14 protein-coding genes and 1 riboswitch are annotated in these 19,451 nt (G+C 63.1%); of the genes, 5 read left to right on the top strand and 9 right to left on the bottom strand.

Annotated features, from left to right (window positions below; all coding sequences use genetic code 11):
- Positions 1-283 precede the first annotated feature (283 nt).
- From MTP16_RS03710 to MTP16_RS03695, 4 genes are all read right to left on the bottom strand, one after another.
- Positions 284-1,198 carry an ABC transporter permease gene (locus MTP16_RS03710; protein WP_243516064.1) on the bottom strand — a complete coding sequence of 305 codons (915 nt, stop codon included), beginning with the start codon at positions 1,196-1,198 and terminating at the stop codon, positions 284-286.
- Positions 1,199-1,233: 35 nt separating this feature from the next.
- A complete protein-coding gene (locus MTP16_RS03705) occupies positions 1,234-2,304 on the bottom strand; it encodes an ABC transporter permease (protein WP_243516062.1) in 1,071 nt (356 codons plus the stop codon).
- 8 nt (positions 2,305-2,312) lie between these two features.
- Complete coding sequence (locus tag MTP16_RS03700; protein WP_243516059.1) at positions 2,313-3,935, bottom strand: ABC transporter substrate-binding protein; 1,623 nt, start codon at positions 3,933-3,935, stop codon at positions 2,313-2,315.
- A 201-nt stretch (positions 3,936-4,136) separates the two neighbouring features.
- Entirely contained in the window at positions 4,137-4,535 is a 399-nt protein-coding gene (locus tag MTP16_RS03695) for a hypothetical protein (RefSeq protein ID WP_243516057.1), read from the bottom strand.
- Positions 4,536-5,010: 475 nt separating this feature from the next.
- On the opposite strand from MTP16_RS03695, the gene MTP16_RS03690 reads away from it, so the two are divergent.
- The gene (locus MTP16_RS03690) at positions 5,011-6,429 is read left to right on the top strand and encodes a hypothetical protein (protein ID WP_243516055.1); all 1,419 of its coding nucleotides are present in this window, start codon (positions 5,011-5,013) and stop codon (positions 6,427-6,429) included.
- Positions 6,430-6,501: 72 nt separating this feature from the next.
- Here MTP16_RS03690 and MTP16_RS03685 read toward each other — a convergent pair whose 3' ends face one another.
- The 5 genes from MTP16_RS03685 to MTP16_RS03665 form a co-directional block, all read right to left on the bottom strand.
- The gene (locus MTP16_RS03685) at positions 6,502-7,128 is read right to left on the bottom strand and encodes a PKD domain-containing protein (RefSeq protein WP_243516054.1); all 627 of its coding nucleotides are present in this window, start codon (positions 7,126-7,128) and stop codon (positions 6,502-6,504) included.
- Positions 7,129-7,167: 39 nt separating this feature from the next.
- Positions 7,168-7,890, bottom strand: coding sequence for a LytR/AlgR family response regulator transcription factor (locus tag MTP16_RS03680; RefSeq protein WP_243516052.1), 723 nt, complete (start codon positions 7,888-7,890; stop codon positions 7,168-7,170).
- A gap of 54 nt (positions 7,891-7,944) precedes the next feature.
- The gene (locus tag MTP16_RS03675) at positions 7,945-11,616 is read right to left on the bottom strand and encodes a hybrid sensor histidine kinase/response regulator (protein WP_243516050.1); all 3,672 of its coding nucleotides are present in this window, start codon (positions 11,614-11,616) and stop codon (positions 7,945-7,947) included.
- A gap of 238 nt (positions 11,617-11,854) precedes the next feature.
- Positions 11,855-13,912 carry an OmpA family protein gene (locus MTP16_RS03670; RefSeq protein ID WP_243516048.1) on the bottom strand — a complete coding sequence of 686 codons (2,058 nt, stop codon included), beginning with the start codon at positions 13,910-13,912 and terminating at the stop codon, positions 11,855-11,857.
- A 164-nt stretch (positions 13,913-14,076) separates the two neighbouring features.
- Positions 14,077-15,153 (bottom strand): tetratricopeptide repeat protein, encoded by a 1,077-nt coding sequence (locus MTP16_RS03665; RefSeq protein ID WP_243516046.1) that lies wholly within the window; start codon positions 15,151-15,153, stop codon positions 14,077-14,079.
- Positions 15,154-15,366: 213 nt separating this feature from the next.
- A riboswitch (TPP riboswitch) is annotated at positions 15,367-15,465 on the top strand.
- Between the two features lie 79 nt (positions 15,466-15,544).
- Here MTP16_RS03665 and thiS point away from each other — a divergent pair.
- The 4 genes from thiS (at position 15,545) to MTP16_RS03645 (ending at position 19,447) form a co-directional block, all read left to right on the top strand.
- Entirely contained in the window at positions 15,545-15,748 is a 204-nt protein-coding gene (thiS, locus tag MTP16_RS03660; RefSeq protein ID WP_243516044.1) for a sulfur carrier protein ThiS, read from the top strand.
- Between the two features lie 171 nt (positions 15,749-15,919).
- Positions 15,920-17,797: a phosphomethylpyrimidine synthase ThiC gene (gene thiC, locus MTP16_RS03655; RefSeq protein WP_243516043.1), complete on the top strand. Its 1,878-nt coding sequence runs from the start codon at positions 15,920-15,922 to the stop codon at positions 17,795-17,797.
- A gap of 171 nt (positions 17,798-17,968) precedes the next feature.
- The gene (thiD, locus tag MTP16_RS03650) at positions 17,969-18,733 is read left to right on the top strand and encodes a bifunctional hydroxymethylpyrimidine kinase/phosphomethylpyrimidine kinase (RefSeq protein WP_243516042.1); all 765 of its coding nucleotides are present in this window, start codon (positions 17,969-17,971) and stop codon (positions 18,731-18,733) included.
- 90 nt (positions 18,734-18,823) lie between these two features.
- Entirely contained in the window at positions 18,824-19,447 is a 624-nt protein-coding gene (locus MTP16_RS03645; protein WP_243516041.1) for a thiamine phosphate synthase, read from the top strand.
- Positions 19,448-19,451: the final 4 nt, after the last annotated feature.

The following is a 19,451-nucleotide window of genomic DNA, read 5'->3' as shown; positions in this document are numbered from 1 at the left end:
GACATAACGCTCACTGATTAGACATCTGCAAAAAGTAAATCATACTAGTTTAATTATGTTAATTGATGTAATAATTAAATAAACGCAAACGGCCGCTTTTATGATATGTGATTTATAACTCTGTTTTTAAATTAGTTGCATTCAGATGTTCACTCGTTGCTTGAGCATAAACTGACTCGAAAAAAAGGCCGGTTTGTGACATCTGAAACATGAGTCTTTGCCTCTATTTATGCATCGATTCATCACCTGGTTTTACGCAGTAATTGTCGATTCTGGACCATTGTTATTTTCGCATTTTAGTTAACTGATATAAACTTAGTATGCTAATTGTCAACATGATAGATGGAAATAAGAAAAGCCACCATGCGGTGGGTTCTTGTCGATAAGACGCCAGCAGCCGGCCCCAACTGGCAACCTCTGGCGGCAAGCCAATGCCTAAAAAAGACAACGTGCTTTCCAGCCCTAATAGCCTCGCTAGGCTAAGTGGAAACAGGGTCTGCAAAGGCTTGATAGCATGGGGGATAGCATGCTTCAGCCAAATATGCCCCGTTGACATGCCAGCCGCTTGAGCGGCTTCTACGAATGGCAAAGTCCGGATGCGCTGCATCTGCGCCCGCACCAAGCGCGCCGAGGTCGGCCACGAGGTAAGCGCAAGCAATGCGAGCAAGCCGCTAGCCGAAATACTGCCAACGCTGGCCGCCAATGCCACCACCAGTACCAGGCGGGGAACGGTATCGAGCGCAGCGGCTCCCCCCATAACCAGCGCATCGAGCGGCAGGCGCCACGTGAGCCGCCAGGGACCGCCCACCACGGCGCTCGCTAAGCCGGCTGCCCCCACTGCCAGCCCCAGCCAAGGCGCGGGGAGCCGCAACGCCCACCACACCCCACCAACTGCCAGGGCCCAATACGCCAAGCCAACGTGGGCTCGATTGCCCCAAAAGCCTGCGGCCCCGCCCAGCAATGCCCCAATGATGGCCGCTAGCAGCGCGGCTGGCAGTGTGAGCAGCACTGCTGTGCGCGTGCCAAATACCAGCAGGCTCAGCACGTCGCGTCCCTGGCCGTCGGTGCCGAGCCAGTGGCGGCCGGGGCCCAGCGGCGCCTGGGCAATGTGGGCCAGGTCGAGGGTGTGGGGAGGGTAGGGCAGGGGCAGCGCGGGCGCGGCCACGGCTACCAGCACCAGCAGGGCCAGCCAAGCCACCGCCCACTTAGGCGGCCGAAATGCAAACGGAGGGACTAATGCTGCCAACGAATTCGAGGGTCGGCCCAAAAGGCGAGAAGGTCGGTGATGAGCAGCGCCAGCAGCCGCGCGGCGCCAATGAGCAACACCCCGCCCACCAACACGGGAAAGTCGCGGGCGGCGGCCGCTTCGGCCAGCAGGCGCCCCATGCCGGGCAGGGCAAAGGCCACTTCCACCACCACGGCGCCCGCCGCTAGGGCCGGCAGCAACTCGGCCAGCTGGGCCAGCGAGGGCAGGATGGCGTTGCGCATGGCGTGGTGCCGGATGACGGCCCGTGCGGCCAGGCCTTTGGCTCGGGCCGTGGTGGCATAGTCGGCGCCCAACTCCTGCTCCAAGGCAGCGGTGAGCTGCAGCGTGAGCTCGGGCAGAGCGCTAATTACCAAGGTTGTTGCAGGCAGTGTCATGTGCCACAAATAGTTTAGGAATTGGCTGCCGGCTTCCGTGTCCGCGTCAGTGGCGGGGTCGAGGCCGTAGCTGGGAAACCAAGCCAGGGCTTCCGGGTTGGCGAAGAGCAGCAGCAGACCCAGCGCGACGACAAAAAGGGGCAGCGACTGCAACGCAACAAGCGCGCCCCGCACCGGCCGGTGCCAGCCCGGCCGGGCGGCCAGGCGCGGAGCCAGAAATAGTGTCAGCAGCACGGCCAGAGCCGCGGCGGTGCCGGTGAGGGGCAGCGTGAAGCGCAACGCCTGCTGCAAGCGCCCGCGCACGCTTTCGCCCGTGCGAAAAGAGGTGCCCAGCTGGCCGCGCACCAGGGCACTAACCCACCGATGGTATTGGTTGGGCACGCCGTTCCAGTGCCACTGGCTTGCGGTGGCCGAAGCCGGGGCCTGTGTACCAACGTAAAAAAGTGGAATATCGAGCCCCAGCCGGTGCCGGGCAGCTTGCTCGAGGGCCGCGCGCTCGGTGGGAGTGGAAGCCGCGCCTCTCGTGCGCACCTCGGCGGGGTCGGGCTGCGCCAATGCGACGGCCGTGCCGCCTTCGAGGTGGCTCAGTAGAAACACCCCCGAGGCCAACGCCCACACGGCTAAGACCATCCGTAGCAGTCGCCAGAAAAGTAGCCGGGCCATGAGTTGGATTAAGGCGACGTGGAAGGGGGCGCTTCGTCAATGGCCATGGCCGCAAAGCCGGGCTTGAGGCTGGTCGGGTACAGGTGCGTGAGTCGTTTTTGCGCCGCCACGTGGTTCGACCGGAAGAAAAGGGGCACTAAGGGCATCTCGCGCTGCAGCAAGGTCTGGAAGCGCCGCAGCAGCTGCGCACGGTGCGGCACGGTGCTGGCCGCCGCAATGGCCTCAATCAGCCGGTCGCTTTCCGGGGTGCCGAAACCAGTCGTATTGCCCGCGCCCACCGCTTGTGAATGCAGGAAGGACGTGAAGTTGAACATGAACGGATTGCCGCGCAGGGCCCGCACGTACACATCAAACTCGCCGTTGTGCAGCGCTTCGCTGAAATTGCCCGACTCCGTAGGCAGTAAGCGAACGGGTACCCCAATGCCGGCCGCTGCCGCCTGAAACTGCAGCGCCATCGTGGCGAAGAGCGGCTCATCGGTTCGGTAGCGCATCGTCAGGCGCAATAGCTGGGGGCCGTGCGCGCTGTTGCGCTGCCAGCCGGCCTCCGCGGTGGCTCCGCGCCGCCAGCCCGCCCGACGCAGCAGCGCCACGGCCCCAGCCGGGTCGAAAGGCACCGGGGCCAAGCTGTCGTTGTAGTTGCGGCGGTCGGCGGGGCTGATGAGGCCTACCGTGCGCCGGCCTTCGCCCAACTCGCTGCCCTGCAAAATGCCCGCCGCATCGAAGCAGCGCCCCAGGGCTTGGCGCGTCAGCGCATCAGAGAGGGGAGGCTGACGGGTGTTGAAGCCTGCGATAACAACGTCGTGGGAAGCCGTAGTGTAAAAATTCAGGGCCGCGCGCGCGGTTGGCGCCTGGCGCAGGCGAATAAATTCGCGGGTGGGCATTTGCGGAAACACGTCAATGTCGCCGCGCTGCAAGGCCAGCGAGGCCGTGGCTGCGTCCGGAATGATGGCGTATTCGAGTTGCGCCGGGCGGGCCTCCAGCACAAAAGGCCGGGGGCGCACCCGGTCGGCCCACCAACCGGGCTTGCGCCGGAAGCGGAGGGACCGGTCCTTTTCCCATTTCACCAGCTGGTAGGGGCCGCAGCCGGGCAGGCGGGCAGGCGTTTGGCCCGGCGTGGCGGCGGCGTAGCGCCGGGCCAGGGCTTGGAGCACCGCCGGGGGCGCTTTGTCGCTGGCCGGGCGGCGTTGCAACTCAGCCAGCGAAAAAGCACGCAGTTCGCTTTTGGGGTCGAGGGCGGCTTCGGGCAATACAAAAAAATCGCCCGAAGCCTGCACGTATTCTACCGACTGGCTGGTGCAGACCAAGCTGAACCGCCGCGGGTTTTTGGGGTCAATCAGGACTTCCCGAATAAAGCTGTAGTCGCTGCGGGCCCGTTCGTTGGGCAGCCCCGGGCAAAACATCAGCTTTAACGTGAAGGCCACGTCGGTGGCCAGCACCGGGCGGCCGTTGTCCCAGGCGGCCTCGGGCCGGAGGGTGTATTGCAGCCGCATGAGCGAATCGCCGAGGAGCTGCACCGTGGGCAGGGCCTCGGCCAGGGCCGGCGCAAACCGATTCGTGGCAAAATCGGCCTGCAGCAGGCTGCAGTTTAATAAGTTGATGGCGTCGATGGCGGGCTGATTCGCCAAGGCCATGGGGTCAAGGTTTTCAGGGTCGTGCGCCCAGCGGATTTTGACGAGGCCAGCCGCACGGCGCTTGGCCGTGCAACCCTGTAGCAGCAAGGCAATTGCAAGACAGAGGCGGGCTCCGGCCAAGAAATTTTGCCTCACGCGGTACATTCTGACTATGAAGCCATGCTACAGTGAGCAGGCAATATAGGCACGAAAAGCGGGGTATTAATTGCCCGTGTAGTCGCCGGCCCAGCCGCCCGTGCCGCCGGGAGCGGCAATGTCGCCGGCCCAACCGCCGGTACCACCGGGAGTAGCAATGTCGCCGGCCCAGCCGCCGGTGCCGCCGTCAGCCGGAGCTGCGATGTCGCCGGCCCAGCCGCCGGTGCCGCCATCCAGTAGCGAGGTGTAGTCGCCGGCCCAGCCGCCCGTGCCGCCGGGAGCGGCAATGTCGCCGGCCCAACCACCGGTACCACCGGGAGCAGCAATGTCGCCGGCCCAGCCGCCGGTGCCGCCGGGGGCCGCAGCAGTGGTTACGTTCGCGGTATTGGCAGGAGCCGTAGCAGGAGCAGCGGGCGAGCAGAAGCTGGCAACTTGGAACAGGGCGATGGTGAGGAGATTCAGCACGGTATGTATGGCTTTAGGAGTGGGTCAGCTATTTGAACACCACAAAGTTGGGGGGCGCCCAAGCCGTGCAAAAGGACATTTATGCCCTAAAATTGACTTGTATGCAAACTATAAATAACTTAACTAAAAAAAGAAAACATATATTGACATGGCTTTTCTGTTTTTTAAATAACCTTTTTTTTATTGGGCTTTCAGAAAAAACACTCAATTTGTGACGTCTGAGCTTAAAAGCAGACGTAAATATTCACGATACAAATGTGGCCGGTTGGTTGCGGCGAAAAAAGGAAAGAATCTGCCTTTTTGTGACGTCGGTTTTAGAAGGGTGTTTAAGTCGAAAATTGCGTTTTTGCGTCGTATAGGCGGTTTTTAGATGAATGAAATTGCGAATTTGGCGCGAATTGTGACATCGCGCAGCCTGAGCGCTTTGCCGGTATTGGACCTGAATAGCCGCCAGCCAAGCAAGGAGAATCAATTTGTGAAGACCCTGGCCGAGGCGCCCGATGCCACCCAACTACAGGTGGTGAAGGCCTTGTATGGCAAGGCCACGCCCACCAACGTGCGGGCCTTGCACAAACTGCAGTCGCGGGTGCGCAGCAAGTTGCTCAACCAACTGTACTTTCTGGACCACTCCGACCCCCGGCACCTGGTGTCGCGCCGCTACGAGCTCGAATGCCTGGACATGTTGCACAAGGTAAGTATTTTGTATGCTGAGCGCGAGTACAAGCTGTCGGAGCGGCTATTGCAGCGCTGCTTGGCGCTGGCCGAAAAAGGCGAATTCACGCAGTATGCCGTGCTGTGCGCCCGCATGCTGCGCAACCTGCACGCCGAAAAGCGCGACGTCATTCCGTATAAGAAGGCAGTGAAGGTGCTGACGCACGTGCAGCAAGTGCTGGCGCTGGAAGACGAGGCCGAGCAGCTCTACACCGCCACCCAGCTGGCCCTGAGCGGCACCGTGGCCGCGCGCCGGGCCGTGCTGGCCGTGCTGCCCGAGCGCATTGCCCAACTCGAAGCCCTGCACCGCAAGGCCCGCAGCTTCACTACCTATAATGTGGTGTACCGGGCGCGATTGGCCTACGAAGAGCTGCAGGGCAATTTTCAGGAGATGATTCGGGTGACGGCGGCGGCTTCGCGGCGCCTGAAAGAAGGCAAGCTGAACGAGCGGCGGTTTGACTTGCGCTTCAACCACTTCGTGAGCATTTACGCCTACCTGCGCAGCCGGCAGCCGGTGCAGGGCCTGCGGCTGGCCGAAGAATACAACCGCGACTTCCACCCGTCGTCGAACAATTGGTTTTATTTTCAGGAGCACTACGTGCTGCTGGCGCTGCATGCCGAACAATACGAGCGGGCCCAGGAACTGATGGAAATCATTACCAAAAATCCGGCGTATCTGATTCAGCGCGAGGCGGCTTTGCAGCGCTGGAACTTGTACCGGGCCTACATTGACTTTGTGCTGCCGCCGGCGCGCCCGTCCATTGCCCGGCAGCGCCAGATGGCCCAGTGGGTGCTGCAACTGCCCGAGTACAGCCGCGACAAGCGGGGGCACAACGTGGCCATTCTGGTATTGCAGCTGCTGCACTTCCTGCGCGAGCGCAACCTAGAAGCCGTGCTCCTGCGCCTGGAGCGCCTGCGCAAGTACCAGCAGCGGCACCTATACGAGCCCACCACGGTGCGCAGCCGGTTGTTTTTGCGCCTGCTGCAGCTGATTGTGGAAAAGAACTTCGACGCCGCCAAAGCAGCCGAACGCGGCAAGGTGCTGTTTCAGCAGCTGCAGGACACCGCGCCGCCCGGCGAGGCCTTTGCCGAGGTAGAAATTATTCCCTACGAACACCTGTGGGAACTGGTGCTAAAGCTGCTGCGCGAAGGGGCGCCGGTGGCGAACGAGTTGGGGCTGTAAAAAGACGAAGGAGCAAGCCGCCGGAAATGCACCGGCCGCCTGCTCCTTCGTCATCGTAGAAACAGCTCCTTGCTAGGGCTCGACCACGATTTCGCGCGAAACGCAGTGGCTCTGGATGCAGGCCTGGGAGCCGTAGCCGCGCATGCTGAAGCGCACGGCGTAGGTGCCGGGGCGGCGGAATACGTGCTCGGCGGTGCGGCCTTTCTGCACGGTGCCATCGCGAAAATCCCACACAAACTGCACGTTCTGGCAGGTAAGGAGCTGGGCTTCGGGCGAGGCGAAGGAAACCGGCTGGCCCACGCGCACGCGGGTGGTGGTGGCGGTGAAATCGACCACGTCCTGCTGCACGAGGTTGATGGGGATATATTTCTGGCCGGTGCGCACCTCGCCGGTTTTGTCCACAATGACGTCGAGCTGCACCACGTAGTTTTTGCGCTCCTTATAGCAGTGCGTGATGGTAGGGCCGGTGAGGGTGGTGCCGTCGCCCATCTGCCATTTGTAGGTGAAGGGGCCGGCGGCTTCGTCGATGGACGGGCGGCCGTCGAGGTCGACGCAGAGCATGCGCGACAGGGGCGGGCCGCAGCTCACGCTGGTGGTGTCGCCGGCCTGCTGGGCGCGGGCGGCGGAGCTCAGCAATAAGAGGAGCGAAGCAACGGCAGCGGCCAGGTTGCCGGGGCGGAACGTTAAGCAGAAGCGCATGCCGAAATAGAAAACAGTTGAAAAAGCGGGTTCGAACGACTAAAACCGGTTGAGGCGCTGCATCACGTCGCGCAAGTATGTTTGGCCCACCGGAATCTGTTTGCCTTCCACGGTCAGCATGTTGTCTTCGAGGGCCTGGATGTATTTGACGTTGACGATGAACGAGCGGTGCACCCGCACGAACACGCTGCTGGGGAATTTCTCCTCCACGCCCTTCATGGTGCTGTATACGATGAGCTTGCTTTGGCCGGTGATGATGTGCACGTAGTCGCCGAGGGCTTCCACGTAGCGCACGTCGGCGAAGGTGACGCGCACCAGCTTGTTGTCGACCTTGACGAAGGTAAAGTCGTTGCTGACCGCGGCTTCGATGTTTTCGGCGCCGGCCGAGCCTTGGCGCTCGGTCATTTCCAGGGCTTTTTGCGAGGCCTGCAGGAAGCGCGCGTAGCTCACGGGCTTCACCAGGTAGTCGACCACGGCGTGCTCGAAGGCCTGCACCGCGTAGTCTTTGCTGCTGGTAATGAGCACCACCAAGGGCGGGTGCTGCAGGGTGCGCAATAGCTCAATGCCCGACATGAGCGGCATTTCCACGTCCAGAAACAGCAGGTCGACGGGCTGGGTGCGCAGGGCCTCGGCGGCTTCAACAGGGTTGGTGTAGCTGCCGACGGCGGTGAGGAAAGGCGTGTTGTTGATGCAGTTGAGCACCACTTGCACCGACATGGGGTCGTCGTCGACAACTAAACAACTTAGAACAGAAGCAGACATAAGCTAGAAAAAGGAGGGCGTTAAGCAAACGAAAGTAACCGTTGCCGCGGATTTCTAAGCGGATGCCCGGGCTTCGAGCTGCGGGTACAGCTCGGCCAGCTGCTGGCGGATGGACTCAACCAGCGGCTCGCAGTAGGGGTGGGCCGGGTGCTTGGCAGCCCGCTCCAACTCGTCGAGCTGGGTGTGCAGCACCGGCACGCCAAAGTACGCCACCTGACCCTTGAGCTTGTGGGCAGTGCCCGCCAGGGCGGTTGGGTTATCGAGGCAGTTGGTGGCCAGCAGGGCCTCTAAGGCGGGCGCCTCGGCCAGGAAAGTGCCTACAATCTGGCGCAGAAAGCCCTCGTTGCCGCCGGCCAGCTCTTCGAGCAGGTGCCAATCGGGCTTTATTCTTAGGGTAGGAGGGTAGGAGGGTAGGAGGGCAGGAGTGGTTTCGAAAGGGTCGGTGCGTGCGCCCTCTTGCCCTCCTACCCCCATACCCGCTTGCCCTGAAGCTGTCGCCTGCTCCTGGCTCCGTCCCGTGAAGTGGGCGAGGCGCGCGTAGAGCACGGCCGGCTCGAAGGGCTTAGCCAGCGTGTCGTTCATGCCGGCGGCCAGGGCCAGCACCCGGTCTTCGGGCAGCACCGAAGCGGTGAGGCCGATGATGGGGAACTGGGACGCATCGGGGAAGAGGGCGCGCAGGCGGCGAGCGGCTTCGTAGCCGTCCATCTCGGGCATCTGCACGTCCATGAGCACGGCGTCGAAGGGCGTGGGGGCGGCGCTGGCAGCTTCCACGGCCAGGCGGCCGTTTTCGGCAATGACCACCTGCACGTTCCAGGCTTCGAGGGTTTTGCGGGCCACCAGTTGGTTGAGGGCGTTGTCTTCGGCCACCAGCACACGCAGGCCGGGCTCGAAGGGCGTGAGCAGGCCGGCATGGGCGTCGGGCTGGGCGGCGCTGGCGTCGGCCACCTCGTAGGGCAATTCGAAGAAAAACTCCGAGCCCTGGCCTTCCTCGCTGGTCACGCCGAGCTGGCCGCCGTGCAGCTGCACGAGGTTGCGCGCGATGCTCAGCCCCAGACCGGTGCCGCCAAACTCGCGCGTGGTGGAAGTATTGGCTTGCGAGAAATCCTCAAAAATGGCTCCCAACTTGTCCTGCGGAATGCCGATGCCGGTATCGCGCACCGCGAAACGGATGAGCTGGTGGGTGGGCAGGTCGGCGGATTGGTGGGTTTGCGGTACGACTTCGGCCGTTACTGTCACGCCGCCCTGGCGGGTAAACTTGATGGCATTGCCCACTAGGTTGACCAGAATCTGGTTCAGGCGCACAGGGTCGCCCACCACGGCGGCGGGCACGTCATCGGCCACGTTGATGTGCAACGCCAGTCCTTTGCTTTCGGTAGCAAACTTAAACATGGCTCCGAGGCGGCGCACGGCCTCGGGCAGGCGGAAGGGCACCTGCTCCAGCGACAGCTTGCCGGCTTCCATCTTGGAGCTGTCGAGGATGTCGTTGATGATAACCAGCAAGTTTTGCGACGACGACTCGATAGCGGTGAGGTACTCGGCCTGCTCCTGGGTGGGCCGGGTGGCCTGCAGCAGGTTGGTGAGGCCGATGACGGCGTTCATCGGCGTGCGGATTTCGTGGCTCATGTTGGCCAGGAACTGCGCCTTGGCCCGGCGCGAGGCTTCGGCCGCGTCGCGGGCCACCACCAAATCGGCGTTGATGTCTTCAATCTGGGCCTTCTGCTGGCGCAGCTCGGCGGTGCGCTCGCGCACGGTACGTTCCAGCACATACTGCGTGCGGCGCAGGGTGCGCTCCCGAAACCGTACCAGCCCAAACACCACCCCGCCCAAACTCAGCAGGGCCAATGTCGCAAACCACCACGTGCGCCAAAACGGCGTGGCGATGCCAAAGCTCGACGTGACCACCCGGCTCCACGGGCCGGTGCTGCCGCGACGGACGCGGGCCTGTAGCTCGTAGCGGCCCGCGTCGAGGCCCGGAAACTGGGCTTCGCCCACGCGGCTGGGGCGGCTCCACTCGTCGGACAGGCCGCGCAGGCGAAACTGGTATTGCAGCGGCTCGCCGGCGCTGAGGCTGATTCCTTCAAAGGCAAAAGCTACCCGGTGCCGCGTGGCCGAGAGCTGGCCCAATGCCTGCATGGGCCGCGCCTCGCCGTCCACTTCTGCGCCGAGCAGCGCCATGCCAGGCGGCGGGGGCGTAAGCTGACGCAGGCCGGCCGTGAGGTCGAGGCGAAGCAGGCCGGCGCGGGTGCTCAGCCAAGCCCCGGCGGGGCCGCCGGGGCGGTGGGCCAGCGCGGACGGGCCCAGGCAGTCGCGCACCAGCGGGTTGTCGGGCGCGGCCAACGGCGAAAACTGCTGGGTGCGGGCGTGCAGCACCGTGAGGCCCTGGCGGTGCACCAGCAGCAGGCGTGGCGTAGAGCCGGGCAGCGGGAGTAGGCCGTAGATGTAGTCGGAGGGCAGCCGCCCGCCCGTGAATTGCTCCCATTGCCCGGTGGGCCGACGGCAAAACAAGCCCTGGCCTTCGGTGCCGACCCATAGGCGGCCGTCGGCATCTTCGGCGAAGCTGCTTACATCGAGGCCCTTTTTGGTGAGGCGGGCGTAATCGAAGGCATTGCGGCCGGGCTCGAAGGAGGCCAGCCCGGTGCCGTGGGTGCCCACCCACACGCGGCCGGTGCGGTCGGCCAGCAGGGCCGTGATGGTATTGTGGAGCAGTCCCTCGGCCGTGGTGAAGTGGCGCAGGGGTTTGGTCGCATCCGTTGGCACCAAATAAAGGCCGTCGGCGGTGCCCACCCACAAGCCGGAGCCGGGCGCGAAGGCCAAGGCCGTGACTTCAAAACTGGAATTGCCGGAGAGCCCGGGCACGGGTTCAGCCCTCTGACCGGGCGTGGCTACGGTGTAAAGCCCCGTGGAAGTGCCCAGCCAGAAGCCGCCCAGCCGGGCCGGGCGCGGCAGCAAGGTTTTCACCGGAGCGCCGGGCAGGGGCAGCACCAAGCCGTTGCCCATGAGCAGCGGGCCAGCACCGGGCCGCAGTTGGAAGAAACGGTTGCCGCTGAAGGTGCCCCAGGCTTCAGAGTGGCGATTTTGGGGCACGGTAGCTAGCGCCGGGGCTTGGCCGTTGGGAAAGGCGGGCTGGGCTTCCAGCCGCAAGTGTAGGTCGGAGTGGCGCCACAGGCCCTGGCCGGCGGTTCCCAGCCAGGTGTTGCCCTCGCGGTCGGCGAGCAGGCAAAGTGGTTCGGTGCCTTCGCTTAAGGTTATATGGTATCGCCGTAGGTAACGGCCGATGGCAGCGGTGTCGACGGGCGCCGGGCCGTCGGCGCGCAGGTGCAGGGCGGCGGGCACGGCCGAAAGCTTAGCAGGCGTGAAAGCGCTGGCCGCGTCTTTCTTTACCGAAATGCCGCCTTCGTAATGGCCCACCCAGAGCCGGCCGGTGGCGGGCTCTTCGCGGAGCGACACCACAAAATCTTCGGCCAGCCCGTCTTTTTTAGTAAACGTGACGAAGCGGGTGCCGTCGTAGCGCACCAAGCCCTCGCCGGTGCCCAGCCAGAGGTAGCCCTGCCGGTCCTGCAGCAGCGCGTAGATGAAGTTGGGCTGCAAGCCCTCGGCCGGGCCAAACTGCTGCAGAAACGCCCGCTGCGCCTGCGCCGGCCGCGTGAGCAGGAGCACGCTGCCCAGCAGCATCAGCAACAGCAGCCCCAACCGGCGGCGATAGATAAAGCGAAGTATAAGTTTCAAGCCGAAAAAGCTGCCCGATGGTTTAGCGGCGCAAGGTAGAAGCGGCCGCCGCGCCGCGTCGCAACTTTCCGATTATCAAAGCGCCCTGCCCGGTCAATGCGGGTTTTTGCCCGGCCGTGCTCGGCGGCAATTGAGTAGAGACGCATACTTGCGTCTCGTTGCCCGCGCCATCGGGGTTTCGGCTACGATTCCGTTCAACGACGAGACGTAAATATGCGTCTCTACTTCGTTTATGCAGCTACTTCGCGGTCACCTTGAACTCGGTGCGGCGGTTGAGCTGGCGGTTGCCTTTGCTGGTGTTGGGCACCTCGGGGCGGGTTTCGCCGTAGCCCATGGCCGTGAGGCGGGCGCCGGCGATGCCGTGCTGCGTGAGGTAGGTGACGACGGCCTGGGCGCGGCGCTGGCTCAGGTCCTGGTTCATGGCCGCCTCGCCTACGTCGTCGGTGTGGCCGGCCATTTCTAGCTTGAGGGCGGGCGTTTCGGTGAGGAGCTTTTGCAGGCGCTCCAGCTCGGCGGTGCTTTCGGGGCGCAGGGTGGCCTTGCCGGTGTCGAAGAAAATGTTGCGCAGCACGATGGTGGTGCCCACTTCCAGCTTTTTGAGCGGAATATCCTTGACTACTTCGGCATAAGCGGCGCCGGCCGGCAGGTCGAAGTTTTCGGAGTGAAACAGGTAGCCCTCCTGCCGCACCACGATGCCGTAGTTGGTGCCCGAGGGCAAACTCACGAGGTAGCGGCCCGAAGTAGCGTTGCTGCGGAAGGTGGCAATGGTCTGCCCGCTGGCGTTGTCGATGAGGTCGATGGCGGCATCGAGCGGCTGCTGGCTGGCGGCGTCGGTCACGGTGCCTTTCAGGATGGTGACCTGGGCGGTGGCCACGGCCACGGCGGGCGCCAGCACGGTTTGCTTCACCGGCGCCAGGCGCGAGGCCAGCAGCTGGTCTTCCTGGCTGAGCACGGGCGGCTTTTCGGGGCCGAGGAAGGTGATGCGGTAGATGTCCTTAGCGCCGAGGCCGCCCGGCCGGTCGCTGCTGTAGTAGCCGTGCCGCCCCGAGGCGGAGGTTACAAAAAACACGTCATCGTCGGGCGTATTGATGGGCCAGCCCAGGTTTTCGGGCTTGCTCCACTTACCGTTCTCGAATACCGATTTGAAGATGTCGTAGCCTCCCATCGAGTTGTGCCCTTCCGAAGAAAAGTACAGCGTCTTGCCATCGGGCGCCATAAACACGCCTTCTTCGCCGGCGCCGGTGTTAATGGTCGTGCCCAGGTTCACGGGCTGGTTGCGGCCTTCTAGGTCAATCTTATAAATGTCAGAGCCGCCGAGGCTGCCCTCTACCCGGTCGCTCACGAAGTAGAGCCAGCGCCCGTCGGGCGAGTAGCTAGCCGAGGTTTCGTGGTTCTTGGTGTTGATGCGTGAGCCGAGCTGCTTGGGTTTGGTCCAGGTGGTGCCGGTGAGGTTGGCTTCGAGCAGGTCGCCGCCGTTGGTGCCCACGTATACCAGCATGCGCTGGCCGTCGGGGGCCAGGCCCACGGTAGCGTTGTGGTCGTCGGTGTTCACGGGGGTGCCCAGGTTGCTGGCGCGACTCCACTTCTTGCCCTGCCAGTTGGCCTGGTAAATGTCCTCAAAATAGCCATTGCCCTCCGGGTCCTTCTTGCCGCCCGTCGAGCCCGCCCGGCGCGAGGTGATGAGAATGGTCGATTCATCAGCCGACACCACCGGCCCGTAGTCCGAATCCGGGGAGTTCAGCTCCGGCCCCGCATTATCAATGAACACCCGCGTGGGGTGCGCCGCCAGCTGCTGGCCGTTGCGGCACTGCTGCATGTAGCGCTGCAAATCGGTGGCCGTGATGGCCTCCGCGTCGCCGTTGCGGGTGTTGCTGCCGGTGGGCTGGGCCTGCTGGTATTCGGCCAGGGCCTCGCGCCACTTGCCGCTCAGGTGCAGGGCGCGGGCCAGCAGGTAGTGCGTGCGGGCATCGGCCGTGGCATCGAGCTTGGCGGCGCGTTGCAGGTAGGGGAGGGCGGCGGTTTTGGTGGGCGCGTGCAGGTAGCAGTCGCCGATTTTCACGTTCAGGGCCGCGTTGTTGGGGTTGAACTGCTGAGCGGCCAGAAAGTGCGGCAGTGCAGCGGCGTAGCGCGGCGGGTCGGCGCGGTACTCGGTGTCGCCGTCTTTCAGCTCGCGGTTGGCCTCGCGCAGGCCGTCTTTATTGTCGCCAAAGTTGTCTTTGGTGAAGGCCACGCTTTGGGCCGTGGCGGGCAGCGCGGCGGAGGCAAGGAGGAGCAGGAGGAAAAGGCGGAAAGGCATGGTCGGAGGGGCTATTGTTCTGAAAGGCGCAAGCATGGGGCCTCGCCCCCTAACCCCCTCTCCCTAAACAGAGGGGGCACCGGATATGCGCGGTTGTAAATCGTTAGGCTCCCCTCTCCACGGGAGAGGGGCTGGGAGTGAGGCCCCACGCCTGCGCAGCTAGTTTACTCCGCCGCCTCGCCCGCACAGCCGGCCGCGGCCGCGTAATCATTGCCTACCGTCAGTCCCAGTTCGGCGGCTTTGCGCCAGTCCTGGCAAGCTTCGTCGGCCTGGCGGAGCATTTCGCGGGCGTGGCCGCGGTTGAGGTAGGCCTCGGCGTAGTCGGGTTTCAGTTTGATGGCTTGGCTGGCGTCGGAGGCGGCGTCGGCGTATTTTTCCTGCTTGAGCAGGGCGGCGGCGCGGTTGTTCCAGGCGTAGGCGTACTTCGGGTCGAGCTGCAGGGCCTGGCCGAAATCGGCGATGGCGCCGGCGTAGTCCTTGTTTTCGAAGCGGGCGCTGCCGCGGTTGGTGTAGGCCAGGGCGTTGTCGGTTTTGCGGGCCAGGTAGGCGTCGTAGTCTTTCAGGGCCTGGGGCAGCTGGCCGGTGCGGCGCTCGGCGGCGGCGCGGTTGAGCAGGGCCGGCAGCAGGTCGGGCTGCAGGGCCAGGGCCTGGGTATAGTCCTGCGCGGCGGCCGCGAAGTTGCCGAGCTTCTGCTGGGCGCTGGCGCGGTCGTGGTAAGCGTAAGCCAGTTTGGGGTCGGCTTTGAGGGCGCCATCAAAATCTTCGCGGGCAGCTTGGTAGTCGCCTTTCTCGAAGCGCAACACGCCGCGGTTGTACCAGGCAGGGGCGTAGTCGGGCTTGGCTTTTAGGGCTTCGGAGTAGTCTTGGTCTGCTTCCGTGATATGGTTCTGGGCCTCCTGGGCACGGGCGCGGCCGAAGTAGCCGGCGTAGTTGCCGGGCTCTAGCTTCAGGGCCTGGTCGTAGTCGGCCTGGGCCTGCGGGTAGTCTTTCAACTCGAAGCGGGTAGCGGCGCGGTTGGTGTAGGCAGCCGCAAAATCGGGCTTCGCGGCAATGGCCTGGTCGAAGCTTTGCAGCGCAGCCGGGTAGCGCTGGGCCTGGAAGCTGGCGAGGCCGGCGTTGTAGGCTTTTTCGGCCAGCTGTGGGCCGGGCAGGGTGCTGGCCCGCACGGTATCAACCTCTTGGGCGCGGCTGGTAAAAGAAGCACCCAGCAACACGAGAAAAAGCAGAGTCTTTTGCATCATAGCCGGAAGATGGGTCGAATGAAAGGCGTATGTAGCGAAGATATTGGATTTTGGGCGATGAAGGGCAATGTGAATGTTTGAACGACGTAGGGGCGGGGCTTGCCCCCGCCCGGCCGTTGCACGGAATCGTTGTGACGGAGCGAATAGCCGGGCGGGGGCAAGCCTCGTCCCTACATCGTGCTGATTATTCCCGGCCAGCGCGTAGATTTGGCCCATAAACTTTAGGGGTGCTGCGCTTCGGCGCGGCTGAGATAATACCCTTGGAACCTGATTCCGGCTAATACCGGCGAAGGGAAAAGTACTGGTCCGCCCGCGGCTGCCTATGGGTAGTCCGTTGCCGGCACCCGCTATTGTTTATGGACTTGATTCGTTGCCAACTTTTCTAGTTGCCATGGTCTGCTACGTAAACAATTCGCCCCAGGAAACCGCCGATTCTCAGACGCTCACCCAACTGCTCGCTGGCCTCGCGCTGGCCGAGCAGCGCGGCCTCGCCGTGGCCGTGAACGACGAGGTGGTGCCCCGCGCCGCCTGGCCCGCCCACGAGCTACGCGCCCACGACCGGGTCACGATTATCCGGGCCACGCAGGGCGGGTAAAAGCGCCGTCTGCTTTGGTAACTGTCATCCTGAGCGCAGCGAAGGACCTTATCACCGAGAAACAGCTTGCAGTAGCTACTGCGTCAGGCGTGATAAGGTCCTTCGCTGCGCTCAGGATGACAGACGATTAAATGGCAATCAACTAAGATTTCACCGCTACACTTTCAATAGATGAAAAAGAAAGACCAGGCCCCGCAGCAGACGCTGGTGGAACGCCAGCCGCTCACCGGCTCCCGCAAAATCTATGTGCCCGGCAAGCTGCACCCCGGCATCCGGGTGGCCATGCGCGAAATCGCCCTGGCTGATACCGAGCGCAAGTTCGATTTCGGCTTCCCGTCGGAGCAAAACGCGCCCGTGACGGTGTACGACACCAGCGGCCCCTACACCGACCCCAACGTTGAAATCGACCTGAAAAAAGGCCTGCCCCGCCTGCGCCAACAGTGGATTCTGGGCCGTGGCGACGTGGAGCAGCTCAGCGGCACCACCTCGGAGTACGGCCAGCAGCGCGCCGCCGATGCCGGCCTCGACCACCTGCGCTTCGAGCACATCGCGGCCCCGCTGCGCGCCAAGCCGGGCTACAATGTGAGCCAGATGCACTACGCCAAAAAGGGTATCATCACGCCCGAAATGGAGTACATCGCCATCCGCGAAAACCAGCGTTTCGACGAGTTGCCCGCCGACGACCCGCTGCGCACGCAGCACCGCGGCCACAGCTTCGGGGCCAACACGCCGGAGGGCCACATTACGGCCGAGTTTGTGCGTCAGGAAGTGGCCGCCGGGCGGGCGGTTATTCCCTCTAACATTAACCACCCGGAGAGTGAGCCGATGATTATCGGGCGCAACTTTCTGGTGAAAATCAACACCAATATCGGCAACTCGGCCGTGACGTCGTCCATTGAGGAAGAGGTAGATAAAGCCGTGTGGAGCTGCCGCTGGGGCGGCGACACGCTGATGGACCTGAGCACCGGCAAGAACATCCACGAAACCCGCGAGTGGATTATCCGCAACTGCCCGGTGCCGGTGGGCACGGTGCCCATTTACCAGGCCTTGGAAAAGGTGAACGGCAAGGCCGAAGACCTGACCTGGGAGCTGTTCCGTGATACGCTCATTGAGCAGGCCGAGCAGGGCGTCGACTACTTCACCATCCACGCCGGCGTGCTGCTGCGCTACGTGCCGATGACTGCCAAGCGCGTGACCGGCATTGTGTCGCGTGGCGGCTCCATCATGGCCAAATGGTGCCTGGCGCACCACCGGGAGAGCTTCCTCTACACGCACTTCGAGGAAATCTGCGAAATCATGAAGGCCTACGACGTGGCCTTCTCGCTGGGCGACGGCCTGCGCCCCGGCTCCATCGCCGATGCCAACGACGAAGCACAGTTTGCCGAGCTGGAAACGCTGGGCGAGCTCACCAAAATTGCCTGGCAGCACGACGTGCAGGTGATGATTGAGGGCCCCGGCCACGTGCCCATGCACCTCATCAAGGAGAACATGGACAAGCAGCTGAAGGAGTGCCACGAGGCGCCCTTCTACACGCTGGGGCCATTGACCACTGACATCGCACCCGGCTACGACCACATTACCTCGGCCATCGGCGCGGCCATGATTGGCTGGTTTGGCACGGCCATGCTCTGCTACGTGACGCCCAAGGAGCACCTCGGCCTGCCCAATAAGCAGGACGTGAAAGACGGCGTCATCGCCTACAAAATAGCGGCCCACGCCGCCGATTTGGCCAAAGGCCACCCCGGTGCCCAATACCGCGACAACGCTCTGAGCAAGGCACGCTTCGAGTTCCGTTGGGAAGACCAGTTCAACCTCAGCCTTGACCCCGACACCGCCCGCGAGTACCACGACGAAACCCTGCCCGCCGAAGGTGCTAAGGTGGCCCACTTCTGCTCGATGTGCGGCCCTCACTTCTGCTCGATGAAAATCACGCAGGAAGTACGCGACTACGCCGCCACGCAGGACATGACCGCCAGCGAGGTGCTGGCCCAGGGCCTTGTGGAAAAGTCGCGTGAATTTGTGGAAAAAGGCAGCGAGATTTACTTCTAGGGCTTTTTAAGAACAGTACAAAGCAGCACGTCATGTAGCGCGCAGTGAAGCATCTTGCCCGCACAACGTAATTCTTTTAGTTGATTAATTGGTGGCGGGCAAGATGCTTCGCTGCGCGCTGCATAACGTGCTTTTGCGCGACGTTCTTCCCCGACAATCCTTTCTCAACCTATGTCCCAATCCTTCCGCCCTTACGCCCTCAGCATTGCCGGTCTTGACCCCAGCGCGGGGGCTGGCTTGCTGGCTGATGTGAAGACACTGGAGAGCCACGGCGTGTATGGGCTGGGGGTGTGCACGGCCCTCACGGTGCAAAACGACGTGTCGTTTGAGCGCGTGAACTGGGTGCCGGCGGCCGAAATTCGAGAGCAGATTCGCGTGCTTTTTGCCCGCTTCAAGGTCGATTTTATTAAAATTGGTTTAGTGGAAAACCTGCCGCAGCTGTTGGAACTGGTGGGCTGGCTGAAAGTGCAGAACCCGAAGCTGCAAATTGTGTGGGACCCGGTGCTGAAAGCATCGGCCGGCTACGAGTTTCACCGCCAAACCGACCGCCAGCTGGTGCAGGCCCTGTGCGCCGAAATGGCCCTCGTGACGCCCAACAAGCCCGAAATGCTGCGCATGTGGCCCGGCGAGGAATCGGCTGAAATAGCGGCGCAGGTCGTGAGCGCCTTCTGCCCGGTGTTGCTGAAAGGCGGGCACGACGACGGCGAACTATCGACCGACGTGCTGTACGCTCGCGGCAAGTGGGACTCGTTTTCGGTGGCGCGGCTGCCGCACGGCGAGAAGCACGGCAGCGGCTGCGTGCTGTCGGCGGCGGTGCTGGCTAATCTCGCCAAAGGCGAAACACTGGTAGATGCCTGCGAAGCGGCTAAGGACTACACCACCGCCTTTCTGGCCAGCAACGACACACTGCTGGGCTACCATTCAAGAACGGCGTAGGGTGCGGGGCTTGCCCCCGCCCGGCTGTGCGCGCCAATAAATGACCGTCGTTCAACGACGGGCGGGGGCAAGCCCCGCACCCCACCTCGCATGAAAATCAATTCTCTTCACTACATCACCACCAATGCCGAAGCGGCCGAACTGGCCTGCCAGGGCGGGGTGCGCTGGCTACAGCTTCGGGTGAAAAACCAGCCGCCCGCCATCTGGAAGCAGCTGGCGCTGGATGCGCAAGCCGTGTGCCGCCGCTACGGTGCCACGCTCATCATCAACGACAACCCCGCGCTGGCCCAGGAAATTGGGGCCGACGGCGTTCACCTGGGCAAGGAAGATTTGCCACCTGCCGAAGCCTGCGAAATGCTGGGCTCAAAATTCATTATCGGCGGCACCGCCAACACTTTCGCTGATGTGCAGCGCCTGGCCGCAACCGGCGTCGATTACGTGGGCCTGGGGCCGTTTCGCTTCACCAGCACCAAGGAAAAATTAAGCCCGATTCTGGGCCTGGCCGGCTATACCGAAATCATGCGGCAGTGCCAGGCCGCGGGCATTACGGTGCCCATTATCGGCATTGGCGGCATCACCTTGGGCGACGTGCCGGCGCTGCTGGCAGCGGGGCTGCACGGAGTGGCGGTGTCGGGAGCCATTGGCGCAACTGAAAATCCAACAGAATCAGCGGCATTGTTTGTCAATGAGTTATCAGCTTTAAAACCTGTTTAATTAT

Origin of the sequence: Hymenobacter monticola (genome assembly GCF_022811645.1) — a bacterium.
Taxonomy (GTDB): domain Bacteria; phylum Bacteroidota; class Bacteroidia; order Cytophagales; family Hymenobacteraceae; genus Hymenobacter; species Hymenobacter monticola.
Note: the sequence above shows the minus strand (reverse complement) of the source record. Positions and strands in the feature narration are given on the sequence as shown.